This window comes from Pseudomonas sp. 5.2, from assembly GCF_059025405.1.
Map to the genome: position 1 here is coordinate 56,358 of NZ_JBYBHH010000011.1, position 15,790 is coordinate 72,147.

At 62.0% G+C, this 15,790-nt stretch carries 17 protein-coding genes; 10 read left to right on the top strand and 7 right to left on the bottom strand.

The window, feature by feature from the left end; all coding sequences use genetic code 11:
* The first annotated feature begins 271 nt into the window (after positions 1-271).
* Positions 272-1,612 (top strand): NADP-specific glutamate dehydrogenase, encoded by a 1,341-nt coding sequence (gdhA, locus tag AC5PZ0_RS17555; protein WP_099428289.1) that lies wholly within the window; start codon positions 272-274, stop codon positions 1,610-1,612.
* A gap of 212 nt (positions 1,613-1,824) precedes the next feature.
* Here gdhA and AC5PZ0_RS17560 read toward each other — a convergent pair whose 3' ends face one another.
* The 4 genes from AC5PZ0_RS17560 to AC5PZ0_RS17575 form a co-directional block, all read right to left on the bottom strand.
* The gene (locus AC5PZ0_RS17560) at positions 1,825-2,322 is read right to left on the bottom strand and encodes a GreA/GreB family elongation factor (RefSeq protein WP_186683159.1); all 498 of its coding nucleotides are present in this window, start codon (positions 2,320-2,322) and stop codon (positions 1,825-1,827) included.
* A gap of 66 nt (positions 2,323-2,388) precedes the next feature.
* Positions 2,389-2,745, bottom strand: coding sequence for a hypothetical protein (locus AC5PZ0_RS17565; RefSeq protein WP_027594528.1), 357 nt, complete (start codon positions 2,743-2,745; stop codon positions 2,389-2,391).
* A gap of 78 nt (positions 2,746-2,823) precedes the next feature.
* The gene (locus AC5PZ0_RS17570; RefSeq protein WP_493855404.1) at positions 2,824-4,677 is read right to left on the bottom strand and encodes an Lnb N-terminal periplasmic domain-containing protein; all 1,854 of its coding nucleotides are present in this window, start codon (positions 4,675-4,677) and stop codon (positions 2,824-2,826) included.
* Between the two features lie 75 nt (positions 4,678-4,752).
* Positions 4,753-5,241, bottom strand: coding sequence for a DUF3015 domain-containing protein (locus tag AC5PZ0_RS17575; RefSeq protein ID WP_027594526.1), 489 nt, complete (start codon positions 5,239-5,241; stop codon positions 4,753-4,755).
* Positions 5,242-5,497: 256 nt separating this feature from the next.
* On the opposite strand from AC5PZ0_RS17575, the gene AC5PZ0_RS17580 reads away from it, so the two are divergent.
* The 5 genes from AC5PZ0_RS17580 to bamJ all read left to right on the top strand — a co-directional run bounded on the left by AC5PZ0_RS17580 (position 5,498) and on the right by bamJ (position 10,212).
* Positions 5,498-7,936 carry a Lon protease family protein gene (locus tag AC5PZ0_RS17580; protein ID WP_027594525.1) on the top strand — a complete coding sequence of 813 codons (2,439 nt, stop codon included), beginning with the start codon at positions 5,498-5,500 and terminating at the stop codon, positions 7,934-7,936.
* 162 nt (positions 7,937-8,098) lie between these two features.
* Positions 8,099-8,437, top strand: coding sequence for a PA4575 family protein (locus AC5PZ0_RS17585; protein ID WP_027594524.1), 339 nt, complete (start codon positions 8,099-8,101; stop codon positions 8,435-8,437).
* A 165-nt stretch (positions 8,438-8,602) separates the two neighbouring features.
* On the top strand, positions 8,603-9,091 hold the full coding sequence (locus AC5PZ0_RS17590) for a TIGR00645 family protein (RefSeq protein ID WP_016501546.1): 489 nt from the start codon (positions 8,603-8,605) through the stop codon (positions 9,089-9,091).
* A 112-nt stretch (positions 9,092-9,203) separates the two neighbouring features.
* Entirely contained in the window at positions 9,204-9,509 is a 306-nt protein-coding gene (locus AC5PZ0_RS17595; protein ID WP_085274308.1) for a DUF6482 family protein, read from the top strand.
* Positions 9,510-9,594: 85 nt separating this feature from the next.
* Positions 9,595-10,212, top strand: coding sequence for a BamJ family beta-barrel-assembly machinery protein (gene bamJ / locus AC5PZ0_RS17600; protein ID WP_027594522.1), 618 nt, complete (start codon positions 9,595-9,597; stop codon positions 10,210-10,212).
* Positions 10,213-10,329: 117 nt separating this feature from the next.
* Here bamJ and AC5PZ0_RS17605 read toward each other — a convergent pair whose 3' ends face one another.
* The 3 genes from AC5PZ0_RS17605 to AC5PZ0_RS17615 all read right to left on the bottom strand — a co-directional run bounded on the left by AC5PZ0_RS17605 (position 10,330) and on the right by AC5PZ0_RS17615 (position 12,312).
* Positions 10,330-10,575, bottom strand: coding sequence for a PA4570 family protein (locus tag AC5PZ0_RS17605; protein ID WP_010951938.1), 246 nt, complete (start codon positions 10,573-10,575; stop codon positions 10,330-10,332).
* 151 nt (positions 10,576-10,726) lie between these two features.
* Positions 10,727-11,068 carry a zinc ribbon domain-containing protein YjdM gene (locus tag AC5PZ0_RS17610; RefSeq protein WP_027594521.1) on the bottom strand — a complete coding sequence of 114 codons (342 nt, stop codon included), beginning with the start codon at positions 11,066-11,068 and terminating at the stop codon, positions 10,727-10,729.
* A gap of 275 nt (positions 11,069-11,343) precedes the next feature.
* Entirely contained in the window at positions 11,344-12,312 is a 969-nt protein-coding gene (locus tag AC5PZ0_RS17615) for a polyprenyl synthetase family protein (protein ID WP_027594520.1), read from the bottom strand.
* A 244-nt stretch (positions 12,313-12,556) separates the two neighbouring features.
* Here AC5PZ0_RS17615 and rplU point away from each other — a divergent pair, with 244 nt between their 5' ends.
* From rplU to proB, 4 genes are all read left to right on the top strand, one after another.
* Positions 12,557-12,871 (top strand): 50S ribosomal protein L21, encoded by a 315-nt coding sequence (rplU, locus tag AC5PZ0_RS17620; RefSeq protein ID WP_003247466.1) that lies wholly within the window; start codon positions 12,557-12,559, stop codon positions 12,869-12,871.
* A 38-nt stretch (positions 12,872-12,909) separates the two neighbouring features.
* A complete protein-coding gene (gene rpmA / locus AC5PZ0_RS17625) occupies positions 12,910-13,167 on the top strand; it encodes a 50S ribosomal protein L27 (RefSeq protein ID WP_008092023.1) in 258 nt (85 codons plus the stop codon).
* A 188-nt stretch (positions 13,168-13,355) separates the two neighbouring features.
* A complete protein-coding gene (gene cgtA / locus AC5PZ0_RS17630) occupies positions 13,356-14,582 on the top strand; it encodes an Obg family GTPase CgtA (RefSeq protein ID WP_027594519.1) in 1,227 nt (408 codons plus the stop codon).
* 85 nt (positions 14,583-14,667) lie between these two features.
* Positions 14,668-15,786 (top strand): glutamate 5-kinase, encoded by a 1,119-nt coding sequence (gene proB, locus AC5PZ0_RS17635; RefSeq protein WP_027594518.1) that lies wholly within the window; start codon positions 14,668-14,670, stop codon positions 15,784-15,786.
* Positions 15,787-15,790: the final 4 nt, after the last annotated feature.

Sequence of the window (15,790 nt, forward strand, 5' to 3'; positions counted from 1 at the left end):
TGGCAGGCATCGGCGTTGGCCCCCTAGCGGGGCAAGCCCGCTCCCACACAATCACCCGCAATCTCAGTCTTGCACACGCCTCTGTGGGAGCGGGCTTGCCCGCGAAGAGGCCGATCCTGCTAACAATATTTCTAATGGTTTGTATACATTTATATAAAACGCACCAAATAATTTCAAAAAAACGACATTACGCCCTGTTCTCGTGCGATTGCTTCTTGGTACATTCGAAAAAAAACCAATAAGTCCAATCCCTCTTGGTGAGATGTCTACCATGATCGAATCTGTCGACAATTTCCTCGCGCGCCTCAAGCAACGCGATCCTGCCCAGCCTGAATTCCACCAGGCGGTGGAAGAAGTCTTGCGTACCCTGTGGCCGTTCCTCGAAGCCAACCCTCATTACCTGCAGGCCGGTATCCTGGAGCGCATGGTCGAACCCGAGCGCGCGGTGCTGTTCCGTGTTTCGTGGGTCGATGACCAGGGCAAGGTCCAGGTCAACCGCGGCTACCGCATCCAAATGAGCAGCGCCATCGGCCCGTACAAGGGCGGCCTGCGCTTCCACCCGTCGGTGAACCTGAGCGTGCTCAAGTTCCTGGCCTTTGAGCAAGTGTTCAAGAACTCCCTGACCTCGCTGCCCATGGGTGGCGGTAAAGGCGGCTCGGACTTCGACCCCAAGGGCAAGAGCGATGCAGAAGTGATGCGCTTCTGCCAGGCGTTCATGAGCGAGCTGTACCGCCACATCGGCGCCGACCTCGACGTACCGGCCGGTGACATCGGTGTGGGCGCGCGCGAAATCGGCTTCATGTTCGGCCAGTACAAGCGCCTGGCCAACCAGTTCACCTCGGTGCTGACCGGTAAGGGCATGACCTATGGCGGCAGCCTGATTCGCCCGGAAGCCACCGGCTACGGCTGCGTCTACTTCGCTGAAGAAATGCTCAAGCGCCGTGACCTGCGCATCGATGGCCGTCGCGTGGCCATTTCTGGGTCCGGCAACGTGGCCCAGTATGCTGCGCGCAAGGTCATGGACCTGGGCGGCAAGGTCATCTCGCTGTCCGATTCCGAAGGCACCCTGTACGCCGAAGCCGGCCTCAGCGACGCCCAGTGGGACGCCGTAATGGAGCTGAAAAACGTCAAGCGTGGCCGCCTCAGCACATTGGCGGGCGAGTTCGGCCTTGAGTTCCGCAAGGGCCAGACCCCGTGGAGCCTGCCGTGCGACATCGCCCTGCCGTGCGCCACGCAAAACGAGCTGGACACCGAAGACGCCCGCACCCTGCTGCGCAATGGCTGCTTCTGCGTCGCCGAAGGCGCCAACATGCCGACCACCCTTGAGGCGGTGGATATCTTCCTGGAGGCAGGCATCCTGTACGCGCCGGGCAAGGCATCCAACGCCGGTGGTGTGGCCGTGTCGGGCCTGGAAATGTCGCAGAACGCCATGCGCCTGCTGTGGACGGCCGGTGAAGTGGACAGCAAGCTGCACAACATCATGCAGTCGATCCACCATGCCTGTGTTCACTATGGTGAGGAGGCGGATGGCACGATCAACTACGTCAAGGGCGCGAACATCGCCGGCTTTGTGAAAGTGGCTGATGCCATGCTGGCGCAGGGCGTGGTCTGATCAGTCAGTAAGGGGCCGCTTTGCGGCCCAATCGCTGGCAAGCCAGCTCCCACAGGTCAAGTACAAGCCTCAAGGCAGCGCTGTACCTGTGGGAGCAACTGTCTTGTGGTGCTTGTTTGGCCTCATCGCTGGCAAGCTAGCTCCCACAGGTGCGGCGCTAGCCTTGGAGGCTACACGGTTCGGGTGGGAGCCGGCTTGCCGGCGATTGGCCCTCAAGCCTCACCGCCTATGTCGACCACCTCGATCATCTGATCCCCCACCGGCCGCCGCCACACCACTTCATCCCCAGGCCCCGCGCCTAGCAACGCCCGCCCCAGCGGCGAGCCCCAGTTGATCAACCCGTGGCCCGCATCGGCCTGATCTTCCCCCACCAGCTGCACCTCATGCGCTTGGCCCTGCTCATCCACAAAGCTTACCCGGCTACCGATCTGCACCTTGTCCCGCGAGGTAGCGGCTGGTACCACCTGGGCACTCTGCACCCGTGCGCTGAAGTAGCGCAGGTCGCGCTCGGCATCGGCCAGGCGCTGCTTGTCGGCACGCTCGCCCTGGGCTTGCAACTGGCTGCGCAATGTATTGAGTTCGGCTACCCGCTGCTGCAATTGCGCCAGGCCACTGGCCGTGACGTAGTTGGGCTGCTCGCTCACCCGTCGCTCAACCGGTTGGTCGGCCTGGGCGGCAGCTTGGTCTTCGTTGACGAACGCTCGGCTCATGGTGGCCTCCTTGTGCAGGAGACCATGATGGCAGGCCGCCGGTTTCAAGGGATGTCAGTTTGCGACCTAGTCGTGGCGATAGGCCCGTGCGGCATCGCGGTTCTTCTCGTGCTCCCAGTCACGGTCGCGTTGGTCCCAGTAGCGGTCACGGTATTGACGCTGCTCTTCGCTGTTCTGCAGGGCGTGGCATTGGCGAAAGCCATCGTCCCAGCCGCTTTCGTACTGGCGATTGTGCAGGTAGCGCGGCACGTCCTTGCGGAAGTCGCCGGCCATCACCCCGGCCGCCTGCCGGCCGCTGCTGCAGCCATCCTGGAAGCCATCGGCGTAGGCGGGGGGGTAACCGTGGTCGAGCATCTGTTCGTGGGTGGTTTCGCACCCTGACAGCAAAAAGGCAACGCACAGGCCTAACCAGTACCGCGACATGAACACTAGACCCTCCAATTGATGCTGGAGAGTCTAGGGGGCGATTTGTCGGTGAGCTGTCAAAACAGTGTCAAAGAGTCAGTAGTGATACCACTTCAGCTCCAGCATCACTTCGTTCTGCGCAGTCGCCAGGTGGCTGAATTCGCGCGAGGCACTTAACCGCAGGCCCAGGTTGCGGCTGATCTCCCATTGCTGATTCAGGCTCACGCTGCGCCGCACTTCGCCATTGGTGAAGAAGTCGCCCTTCGCCTCCAGTGTCATGTTGCCCAGCCCGTTGCGCCAGAGCAGGCCGCTGTTGAACCCGGCTGCCGGGGAGATGAACTCGGCAAAATCATTGTGGTGTTCGACCCGCACCGTGCCCAGGGCGAAGCCCAGCAGTTCGTCGGCCAGTTGCCAGGTGCCGCCAGCGCCACCATTCACATGGCTGACCAGCACTTCGTCGTCATGCTTGCCCGGCACCCGTTCCAGGCCACCGGTCACCTGCCATGACCACGGTTTGAGCAGCGCATTGCGGGGTGTCAGCGAGCGGATGGTGGCAAGGTCCAGGCGCTGCACCTGCCAGTCGTTGCCTTCGTACTGGCGGACTTTCAGCTGCAGAATCTCGATTTGCGCGCCCAGCGGGAAGCCGTAGGCGTTGTCGTTGAGGTCGTGATACGCCATGCGCAGGCCGTACTCGGCGTAGGCGCGGTCTTCCCGCGTGCCGACACCCAGCTGCCAGGTGCGTGAGTCATGGCCATCCTCGGGCAACCCCGGGCGCTCGATTTGCAGCGCCGGCGGCGGGTTGCGGTTGATTGCGCGCAGCAGCTCGAAGCTGCGCGTGGCCTGGCCTGGGTCGCGTTGCTGGCCATTGGCGCGGTAACGCTCCAGGCGGTAGGCGGCGTCCTGTACCAGCGCCTGGCGCTCGCGGGGCAGGGCAGTGAACTCAGGGCTTTGCAGCTGTGCGGTATCGGCGCTGACAGCCAGCACCTGCTGCTTTTCGTGAGGGGCCAGCGGCTCGGCGCGGGCCAGCAGTTCGCGCTCGCGCGAAGGCCGGTAGTTGACGCTGGACACCAGGCCAGACTGGCGCACCGCCTTGACCGTGTCGGTTGGGATGGCGGTCAGCGGGAACTGCGACGTCAAATCCAGGCCTGGCCGCGCCACCTGCAGCAGTTCGAGCAGGCGGTACGAGCAGTTCTCGTCGAAGAAGAAATAGTCGAACTGGATCTGCTTCAGCTCCCACACATGCTCGACCATGCGCCCGGTCTCTTGCGGGGTGAGGTCCAGCTGGTACTCCCACAGGTCGCGGTTTTCCAGGCTGCGGTACTCGGACAGCTTCTCTTGGTAGGGCATCAGCGCGAACAGGCCTGGGTAGCCGCCCATCAGGCCTTTCCAGGCATACAGGATGCTGTTGTCGCTGCCTTCGATGTAGGCGCCGAAGTTGATCGCGTAGCTCAGCAGCGTGGTGTCGTCGCTGTGGGTGTTGGACTGGTCGATGCGCAGCAAGGTGTGGCCGAACATCGACGAAGGGCTGTTCAGGTAGGCCGCCGGAAAAATCAGCGCGGCGCTGTGCGGGTCGATCGAGGTGTACCAGGTCTTGAATTCCTGGCAGTCGGGCTGTGGCAGGTCGGTCAGCCCCAGTTGCTCCTTGAGCCAGCGGGTGCGCGCTGGGAAAACGCACTGGGCATGCTTGTCGCCCAGGCTGGCGGGTGCATACAGGGCCTGCACCGTGGCCCGCAGCTCTTGGTCCGGGTGGTGAGCGCCATCGTCGGCGAGAAAGAACTGGGTATCGTCCACATAGCTGCGCCAACCACCCAGCTTGGCGGTTTCGTAATGGCCCAGGGCGATCCAGTAGGGGTTATTGGCCAATTGCTGAAGACGGCCTTCATCCAGCGCAGGCGCAGCATGAACAGGGGCGCAGGCACACAGCGCCAGGTAAGCGAGGCGTTTGAGCATATCGGGCAACTACTTCTTCACGATGCCGAAAGAAAGGGCGAAACCCGCCCCGACAGGGGGGCGGGGATGCTGCGCTTAAGCCTCGGTGGCGTATTTGGCCAGGCGTGGGTCGTTCTTCAGAACAGCCAGGGTATTGCTGTGCACGGTTTCGGCCGTGACGTCGGCGCTGCTGAAGATCTGGCTGAAGTGCTGGTGGGTGACCGACTCGAAGTAAGTACGGTCTTCCGGCGCTACGCCCAGTACCACGGCATAGGTGGTCAGCGCCTCGCCTTTGCCCATGGCCATGTCTTCGGACAGTTCGTTCATCATGCCATTCATGGCAAACCACGACTTGCCGCCATAGGTCAGCGAAGCCTTGGTGGAGCAGCCATTGGTGCCGGAGGTCATGCCGAAGGTGGCGTTACCGGAGGTGCCGTTGGTGGTGGAAGCCAGGAAGTGAGCCGGCGTACCGCGTTGGCCTTCGAACAGCATGTTGCCCCAGCCGCAGTTCGGGCCGCCTGGCGCTTCAGCCATGGCATTGAGGGAGACCACGGTGAACAGAGTACCCAGAAGAATCCGTTTCATAGCATTTGTTCTCTATTTGTCTTAAACCAAGGGTCAGGGTTTCTGGCAACTCGGTTGCCAGGTCGGGAAAGCTTTTCACCCACCCGCGCAGCTTGGAGTTTAGGCACGATCTAAAGGTTGCGTTGTTGATTGCGAAAAATTTGCCTGGAGCCCTGTGTTATCGCGACTGCGACATAAAGTCCCGGTGAGCCTTGCAAGGCGCGCGCGGGCAGCGCCAGAATGCTCCGTATCCGCCCCGCCGAAGTAAGGAAACCCAATGCCCGATCCTGTCGCTGCGCGCCTGCGTCTTGCGCCTGAAGCCCTGACCCGGCGTTTTTCCCCCGAGCAGTTTGCTTTTACCCATACCGACGATCTGGAGCCGTTTCGAGGCGTTCTGGGCCAGGAGCGAGCAGTCGAGGCCCTGCAATTCGGCGTGGCCATGCCTCGCCCTGGTTACAACGTGTATGTAATGGGCGAGCCCGGCACGGGCCGCTTCTCGTTCGTCAAGCGCTACCTCAAGGCCGAGGGCAAGCGCCAGCACACCCCAGCCGACTGGGTTTACGTCAACCACTTCGAGGAAACCCGCGAGCCGCGTGCCCTGGAGCTGCCCTCGGGCAGTGCCGGTGAATTTATCGCCGACATGGGGGGGCTGATCGACAACCTGTTGTCGACCTTCCCGGCAGTGTTCGAGCACCCGTCGTACCAGCAGAAGAAGGGCGCCATCGACCGCGCCTTCAACCAGCGCTACGACCGCGCCCTGGATGTGATCGAGCGGGCGTCGCTGGAAAAAGACGTGGCCCTGTACCGCGACGCCAGCAACGTTGCCTTCACCCCGATGGCCGAAGGCAAGGCGCTGGATGAAGCCGAGTTCGCACAGCTGCCTGAAGCGGTGCGCGAGCAGTTCCACGAGGACATCGCCCTGCTCGAGGAGCGCCTCAACGAAGAACTGGCCAGCCTGCCGCAGTGGAAGCGTGAGTCGAACAACCAGCTGCGTCAGCTCAACGAAGAAACCATCACCCTGTCCCTGCAGCCGCTGCTGGCGCCGCTGTCTGAAAAGTACGCCGAGAACGCTGCGGTGTGCGCCTACCTGCAGTCGGTGCAACTGAACCTGCTGCGCACCGTGGTCGAGCAGTTGGTCGATGACAGCAAGACCGACGCCGTGGCGCGCAAGATGCTCGAAGAGCAATACGCCCCAAGCCTGGTGGTCGGCCATCACCACGATGGCGGCGCGCCAGTGGTGTTCGAGCCGCACCCGACCTACGACAACCTGTTCGGCCGGATCGAATACAGCACCGACCAAGGCGCGCTGTACACCTCCTATCGCCAATTGCGCCCAGGCGCCTTGCACCGGGCCAACGGCGGCTTCCTGATTCTTGAAGCCGAGAAGATGCTTGGCGAGCCCTTCGTCTGGGATGCGCTCAAGCGTGCGCTGCAGTCGCGCAAGCTGAAGATGGAGTCGCCGCTGGGTGAACTGGGCCGCGTGGCGAGCGTCAGCCTGACGCCACAGATGATCCCGCTCAACGTCAAGCTGGTGATCATCGGCTCGCGCCAGCTTTACTACGCGCTGCAGGACCATGATCCGGACTTCCAGGAAATGTTCCGGGTGCTGGTGGACTTCGACGAAGACATGCCCATGGTCGACGAGAACCTGGAGCAGTTCGCCCAGCTCTTGCGGACCCGCACCAACGAAGAAGGCATGGCGCCGCTGACCAGCGACGCCGTGGCGCGCCTGGCCACCTACAGTGCCCGGCTGGCAGAGAACCAGTCGCGGCTGTCGGCGCGCATCGGTGACCTGTTCCAGCTGGTCAGCGAGGCCGACTTCATCCGCCAACTGGCCAGCGACGAGATGACCGATGCCGGCCACATCGAACGCGCACTCAAGGCCAAGGCCACCCGTACCGGGCGTGTGTCGCAGCGGGTGCTGGACGACATGCTCGCCGGCATCATCCTGATCGACACTGAAGGCGCGGCCATCGGCAAGTGCAACGGCCTGACGGTGCTGGAAGTGGGCGATTCGGCGTTCGGCATGCCGGCGCGTATCTCTGCCAGCGTTTACCCCGGTGGCAGCGGCATTGTCGACATCGAGCGTGAGGTCAACCTGGGCCAGCCAATCCACTCCAAAGGGGTGATGATTCTGACCGGCTACCTGGGCAGTCGCTATGCCCAGGAGTTCCCGCTGGCCATCTCGGCGAGCATCGCCCTGGAGCAGTCCTACGGCTACGTCGACGGTGACAGCGCCTCGCTGGGTGAGGTCTGCACACTGATCTCGGCGTTGTCGCGCACGCCGCTCAAGCAATGCTTTGCCATCACCGGCTCGATCAACCAGTTCGGTGAAGTGCAGGCAGTGGGCGGGGTCAACGAGAAGATCGAGGGCTTCTTCCGGCTCTGCGATGCGCGCGGCCTGACCGGCGACCAAGGGGTGATCATTCCACGGGCCAACGTGGCCACCCTGATGCTCGACGAGCGCGTGCTGCAGGCGGTCGAAGCCGGGCAGTTCCACGTTTACGCGGTCAGCCAGGCTGACGAGGCGCTGAGCCTGCTGGTAGGCGAGGAGGCCGGTGTGGCGGATGACAAGGGCGAGTTCACCGAGGGCAGCGTCAATGCCCGCGTGGTGGAGCGCCTGCGGGAAATCGCCGAAATGATCAGTGAAGAAGACATCAAAGAGGCGGAAAAGGAACGCTTGGAAGAGATGATTGCGCAGGCTAAACCCGCCTGAGTCAATAAATCGGCGCTGGCGGCGATGTGCTACCGTTCAGCGCCGGTTTTCCAACTTTCTGTGTTGTTCTTCTATGCTGGAACTTAGGGAGCAATCAGGGTTCAGGATGGAAACAGCCTGAGGGTTTCAGGCTGAACAGGGCTCATTGGAGGGGACGCGGCCATGCGCAACCTCAGCCTTACTCGCCAGTGCCTGGGCCTGGTGACCCGCATTGAATGCAGCATTCGCCCACTCGCCGGTGACAACGGCATGTGGACGCTGCTGTTCGCCGCCGGCATGGCCGGTGAGCAACCCTCGGCCATCAAGGCTCAGGGGCCGTTCCACGGGCCATTGGTTGCCGAGTCGGTGCTCAATGCCATCGTCGACAGCCTCACGCTGCATGGCTACCAAGTGACCGAAGACCCGCAGATTTGGTGCCTGCACCTGCAAGCGCAGTTGCGTCGCATCAATGGCGAGCGTTGCCGCAACCTGGGGGATTATCAGTTTCATCCTGAAAGCTGAGTGAACTGGGGCCGCTTTGCGGCCATTCGCAGCACAAGGCTGCTCCTACCGGTAGGGGCAGCCTTGTGCTGCGAATGGGCCAATTCGATTCAGCTTTTGCTGCAACAGGTGGCTGGCTATACTCGCCGTCGCTTTTTTAGTCACCTGACGAGTCCCTTACCCTCCATGGAACGTATTCTCGAAAACGCGATGTATGCCTCGCGCTGGCTGCTCGCCCCTATCTACTTCGGCCTGTCGCTCGGCCTGCTGGCCCTGGCCCTGAAATTCTTCCAGGAAGTCGTCCACGTCCTGCCCAACGTTTTTGCCTTGAGCGAAGCTGACCTGATCCTGGTGATCCTGTCGTTGATCGACATGTCGCTGGTGGGCGGCCTGCTGGTGATGGTGATGATTTCCGGCTACGAGAACTTCGTCTCGCAACTGGACATCGACGACAGCAAAGAAAAGCTCAACTGGCTCGGCAAAATGGACTCTTCGTCGCTGAAGATGAAGGTTGCTGCGTCGATCGTGGCCATTTCGTCCATTCACCTGCTGCGGGTGTTCATGGATGCCCAGAACATCTCCACCGACTACCTGATGTGGTATGTGATCATCCACATGACCTTCGTGGTGTCGGCCTTCTGCATGGGCTACCTGGACAAGCTCACCAAGCACTGAGCCCACGCGGCTTGAGGGTAAAACTGACCAGTGGCGTCAGTTTTACCTTGTGTATTCGCAAACCTTGTACAAAAAATGAGCACTCACGCGGTTCCCGCTGCGAGGTGCTCTCATGAACCTGCATCAGCTCAATACCGAGGCCAGGGTCGGCCATGTCGACGAACTCAACCTGATTGCCATCGAAGGTGGCGATTATCTGCTTGAGGCCCGGGTCAAGGGCCGTGCGCACCCGCTTTCCGACAGCCGTGGGCAGCGCTTGCGCGTGCACTCCGTGGAAGAGGCACGGAGCCTGCTCAAGGACCTTCCATTGCTCTCGCTGAACCTGTTGCACTGGTCTGTGCAGGACGAAATGTGTGGCATGGGCACACACCCGGAAGAAGACCTGAAATTGCCGATTTCCCAGCGTTCGGCCTGGTAGCTGCTCGCGGCGCCCCAGTGTGCTAGGCTGCTCGCCCTTTTCATCAAGGGCGCGGCTGCACTGCGCCCTGCAGTGGAGCACGACAATGTCCGAACTCAACCTGTCTACCGACGAAACCCGCGTCAGCTACGGCATCGGCCGTCAGCTGGGTGGTCAACTGCGTGACAACCCGCCACCAGGCGTCAGCCTGGACGCCATCCTGGCTGGCCTGACCGACGCCTTCAACGGCGCCGACAGCCGCGTCAGCGAAGCCGACCTGTCGGCCAGCTTCAAAGTCATCCGCGACATCATGCAAGCCGAAGCTGCAGCCAAGGCTGAAGCCGCTGCTGGCGCTGGCAAGGCATTCCTCGCCGAAAACGCCAAGCGCGAAGGCATCACCACCCTGGCTTCGGGCCTGCAGTTCGAAGTGCTGACCGCAGGTGAAGGCGCCAAGCCGACCCGCGAAAGCAACGTGCGTACTCACTACCACGGCACCCTGATCGACGGCACCGTGTTCGACAGCTCGTACGACCGTGGCCAGCCGGCTGAATTCCCGGTTGGCGGCGTGATCGCCGGTTGGACCGAAGCCCTGCAGCTGATGAACGCTGGCAGCAAATGGCGCCTGTACGTGCCGAGCGAGCTGGCCTACGGCGCCCAAGGCGTTGGCAGCATCCCGCCGCACAGCGTCCTGGTGTTCGACGTCGAGCTGCTCGACGTACTGTAAGACCTGCTCAAGCCCATTCGCGGGCAAGCCCGCTCCCACAGGGTCGCCACGGCATTCAAGGCCAGTGATCAACCTGTGGGAGCGGGCTTGCCCGCGAATGCGTCGGGCCTGCAAACATCAATTCCAGTCTGTCCCCCCAGGGCGCAACGCCCGCGCATAGCAAAACAGAAACAAATTCCGCACCAGCTCCTTGAGCACCCCTGGCTCACTCGAATTCAGCCCGCTCATGTCCAGGTCGCCCTGGTCTCGCAGTTCATCGAGCGCTTCTTCTTCAAGCACAGCACAGACTTCGCCAGTCTCGCGATGCAGGATGCGCAGGTAAGGGTGAGGGCGTTCGAGCCAGGCGTCGATCAGATAAGTCATGGCTATTCTCCTTGGACAGCAATTCCAATGAGAATAATTCTTATTATCAAAATAGCAAGGGGCTATTGGCGTATTTTTGCCGGATGGTGCAGTGACCCTGTTGCAGGATCTGTCAGGGCCGCCTGAAAGGCAGCCCCGTCGCACAGCGTTGTCAGACCTTGCGTACGAACTCGGACTTCAGCTTCATGGCGCCGATGCCGTCGATCTTGCAGTCGATGTCGTGGTCGCCGTCGCACAGGCGGATATTTTTGACCTTGGTGCCGACCTTGACCACCAGGGACGAGCCCTTGACCTTGAGGTCCTTGATCACGGTGACGGTATCGCCGTCCTGCAGGACGTTGCCGACCGAATCCTTTTTCACCACGTCATCGCTGGCGGCTTCGGCTTCGCCGTTGGCCGACCACTCGTGGGCGCATTCGGGGCAGATCAGCTGGCTGCCATCCTCATAGGTGTATTCGGAATTGCATTTGGGGCAGGGCGGCAGAGTGCTCACTTCGGTTCCTTAAACAGACAGGCGGTTAAAGGCCCATATTGTATAAGGTTTTAAGCGGGAAGTGTTTTTGTCCGTTCAAAAGCATTCGCGGGACAAGCCCGCACCCACAGGTTCTCCACCCAGCTCAAGGGCAGTGGTGTACCTGCGCTCCCACAGGTTCTCCACTCAGCTCAAGGGCAGTGCTGTACCTGTGCTCCCACAGGTTCTCCACCCAGTTCAAGGGCAGTGGTGTACCTGTGGGAGCGGGCTTGTCCCGCGAAGAGGGCGACGCTGTCTTAGTGCGTACGCGCTACCGCAAACTCGCTCAGCTCGATCAATGCATCGCGATACTCGCTGGCTGGCAGCACTTCCAGGCACTCGATGGCCTTGGCCACGTAGTCGCGTGCCATCTGCGCGGTGTAGTCCAACGCGCCCGAGGCTTCGACCGCTACGCGGATCTGCTCGAGGTCTTCCAGGCCGCCCTTCTGAATGGCCTTGCGCACCAGTGCAGCCTGTTCAGGCGTGCCTTCGCGCATGGTATAGATCAGCGGCAGGGTCGGCTTGCCTTCGGCCAGGTCGTCACCGACGTTTTTGCCGAGGGTCTGCGAATCGCCCTTGTAGTCCAGCAGGTCGTCGACCAGTTGGAAGGCCACGCCCAGGTGGTCACCGAAGGTGCGCAGGGCCTCGCGCTGTGCTTCGCTGGCGCCGGCCAGCGCGGCGGCGCTGTGGGTCGAGGCTTCGAACAGCATGGCGGTCTTGCCGCGGATGACCTCCATGTACACCTCTTCCGTGGTGCTGGCATCGCGAACACGCGACAGCTGCAGCACTTCACCCTCGGCGATGACGCGGGTGGCCTTGGAGAGGATCTGCATGACCGGCATCGAACCCAGTTCGACCATCATTTCGAACGAGCGCGAATAAAGGAAGTCACCTACCAGCACGCTTGGCGCGTTGCCCCACAGCGCATTGGCAGTGGAACGGCCACGGCGCATGCCCGACATGTCGACGACGTCGTCGTGCAGCAGGGTGGCGGTGTGCAGGAATTCGATGGTCGCTGCCAGCAGGCGCAGGTCGTCGCCTTCGCGGCCCAGGGCCTTGCCGCAGAGCAGGACCAGCAGGGGACGCAGGCGCTTGCCACCGGCCGACGTGATATAGTCGCCGATCTTCGATACCAGCGGCACGCGCGAGGTCAGCTGCTTCTTGATGATCTCGTCGACGGCGCTGAAATCATCAGCCACCGCGCGGTAGAAGGTTTGGGGTTGCATCGGCTGCTCCATTGACGTTGCGCGGCATGCTAGGTCGCGGGTCCCGGTGTGTCAAGGCGCGGTGCCAGCGCCACCGGGGCGGTACTTGCAAGCAAAACCGGGGTTGCGTACAATCGCGCACCCTAACTTCCTGGGCAGCACCTGCCTTACGCAATTGCACCGGGCCGTTCCAGCCCCATGCAGCCATGCCAGCCAATACTCAATATATAAAGCGCTGGGTGAGCAGGATTATCGGAGAAATACCATGTCTTACGCAGTAATCGTTACCGGCGGCAAGCAGTACAAAGTCGCTGAAGGTGAATTCCTCAAGATCGAAAAACTGGAAGTCGCCACTGGCGAATCCGTGACTTTCGATCGCGTTCTGCTGGTTGCCAACGGTGAAGAAGTCACCATCGGCGCACCAGTCGTCGCTGGCGCTAAAGTTGTTGCAGAAGTCGTTTCGCAAGGCCGTCACGATAAAGTCCGCATCATCAAGTTCCGTCGCCGTAAGCACCACATGAAGCGTATGGGCCACCGCCAGTGGTTCACCGAGATCAAAATCACCGGCATCCAGGCTTAATCCCCTAGATCCCCTGAATTTATTTGGAGAATTGAACCATGGCTCACAAGAAGGCTGGTGGTAGTACCCGTAACGGTCGCGACTCAGAATCGAAACGCCTTGGCGTGAAGATGTATGGCAGCCAGGTCGTCAAGGCCGGCAACATCATCGTCCGTCAGCGCGGCACCCAGTTCCACGCCGGTTACGGCGTTGGCATGGGCAAGGATCACACCCTGTTCGCCAAGATCGAAGGCGTGATCAAGTTCGAGAAGAAAGGCGAGTTCAACCGCCGTTACGTGAGCATCGTCGCCGCTTAATCGCGACGTCGCTCCAGAAGCCCCGTCATGCGACGGGGCTTTTTCGTTTGTGGTGAGCCTCTTGCAAAGCTGTTTGTATGGGCTGCCGGCGTGGGTTTCTACGGTCGTACGGGGCCGCCGCGCTCATTTTTGCAAGAGCCTCAGGTTTTTTAAGTATTCAGCTCGTCTGCCGACGAGAGGCGGTTTTAATGAAGTTTGTTGACGAAGTATCGATTCGAGTCAAAGCCGGTGACGGCGGTAACGGTTGCATGAGCTTCCGTCGCGAAAAATTCATCGAAAACGGTGGCCCTAACGGGGGTGACGGCGGTGACGGCGGTTCGGTCTACATGGTTGCCGACGAAAACCTCAACACCCTGGTCGACTACCGCTACACCCGTCACCACGAGGCCCAGCGTGGCGCCAACGGTGGCAGCACCGACTGCACCGGCAAGAAGGGTGAAGACCTGTTCCTGCGCGTGCCGGTCGGCACCACGGTGATCGACGCCACCACCCAGGAAGTGATCGGTGACCTGATCACTCCTGGCCAGAAACTGATGGTCGCCCAAGGCGGCTGGCATGGCCTGGGCAACACCCGTTTCAAGTCCAGCACCAACCGTGCGCCGCGCCAGACCACCCCAGGCAAGCCGGGTGATCAGCGCGACCTGAAAATGGAAATGAAGGTACTGGCCGACGTCGGCCTGCTCGGCCTGCCGAACGCTGGCAAGAGCACCTTCATCCGTTCGGTGTCGGCCGCCAAGCCGAAAGTCGCCGACTACCCGTTCACCACCCTGGTGCCGAACCTGGGTGTGGTCAGCGTCGACCGCTGGAAGAGCTTCGTCATCGCCGACATCCCCGGCCTGATCGAAGGCGCTTCCGACGGTGCCGGCCTGGGTATCCGCTTCCTCAAGCACTTGGCACGTACCCGTGTGCTGCTGCACCTGGTCGACATGGCGCCGCTGGACGAAAGCAGCCCGGCCGATGCCGCCGAAGTGATCGTCAACGAGCTGACCCGCTTCAGCCCGTCGCTGGCCGAGCGTGAGCGCTGGCTGGTGCTGAACAAGGCCGACATGGTCATGGAAGACGAGCGCGATGAGCGCGTCAAGGAAGTGGTCGAGCGTCTGCAGTGGGAAGGCCCGGTCTACGTGATCTCGGCGATCTCCAAGCAGGGCACCGACAAGCTCAGCCACGACCTGATGCGCTACCTCGAAGACCGCGCCGATCGCCTGGCCAACGACCCGGCCTACGCCGAAGAGCTGGCCGACCTCGATCAGCGCATCGAAGACGAAGCCCGTGCTCAGCTGCAGGCCCTGGACGACGCCCGCACCCTGCGTCGCACTGGCGTCAAGAGCGTCCACGACATCGGCGACGATGACGGTTGGGATGATGATTTCGAGGACGACGAAGACGGCCCAGAAATCATTTACGTGCGCGACTGACCGGTTGCAGTACACTAAACGCCGCTCTCTGGAGCGGCGTTTTTGTATCTACGGTCTCTACAGATTCGACATAGGTTGGAAGAAGATGCGAAGCAAGGTGACGGGCGCCAAGCGCTGGGTCGTGAAGATTGGCAGTGCTCTGTTGACCGCCGATGGCAAGGGCCTCGATCGCGGCGCAATGGCCGTTTGGGTCGAGCAGATGGTCGCGCTGCGTGAAGCAGGCGTGGAGTTGGTGCTGGTCTCTTCGGGGGCCGTGGCAGCTGGCATGAGCCAGTTGGGCTGGACCTCGCGACCGAGCGCGATGAACGAGCTGCAGGCGGCCGCGTCGATCGGCCAGATGCGCCTGGTGCAGGCCTGGGAGTCGAGCTTCGGCGAGCACGGCAAGCACACCGCGCAAATTCTGCTGACCCATGACGACCTGTCTGACCGCAAGCGTTACCTCAACGCCCGCAGCACCTTGCGCACGCTGGTCGACTTGGGCGTGGTGCCGGTGATCAACGAGAACGACACCGTGGTCACCGACGAGATCCGCTTCGGCGACAACGACACCTTGGCCGCGCTGGTGGCCAACCTGGTGGAAGCCGACCTGCTGGTGATTCTCACCGACCGTGACGGCATGTTCGACGCCGACCCGCGCAACAACCCCGAAGCCCAGCTGATCTACGAAGCTCGCGCCGACGACCCGTCGCTCGACGCCGTGGCCGGTGGCACCGGCGGTGCCCTGGGCCGTGGCGGCATGCAGACCAAGCTGCGCGCGGCGCGCCTGGCGGCACGTTCCGGTGCCCACACCATCATCATCGGTGGCCGTATCGAGCGCGTGCTCGACCGCCTCAAGACGGGCGAGCGCCTCGGGACTTTGCTGTCGCCTGAGCGCGGCATGCTTGCAGCGCGCAAACAGTGGCTGGCCGGGCACCTGCAAACCCGTGGCACGCTGGTGCTGGACGCCGGTGCCGTGCAGGCGCTGCGCCAGGCCAACAAGAGCCTGTTGCCGGTGGGCGTGAAGACCGTGCAGGGCAGTTTCCGTCGTGGCGAGATGGTGGTGTGCGTCGGCCCTGATGGCCTGGAAGTGGCCCGCGGTTTGGCCAACTACAGCGCCCTTGAGGCGCAAAAAATCATTGGCCAGCCGTCCGATGCCATCGAAAGCATCCTGGGCTACAGCGCGGAGCCCGAGCTGGTGCACCGTGACAACCTGGTTCTGGTTTGAGGGC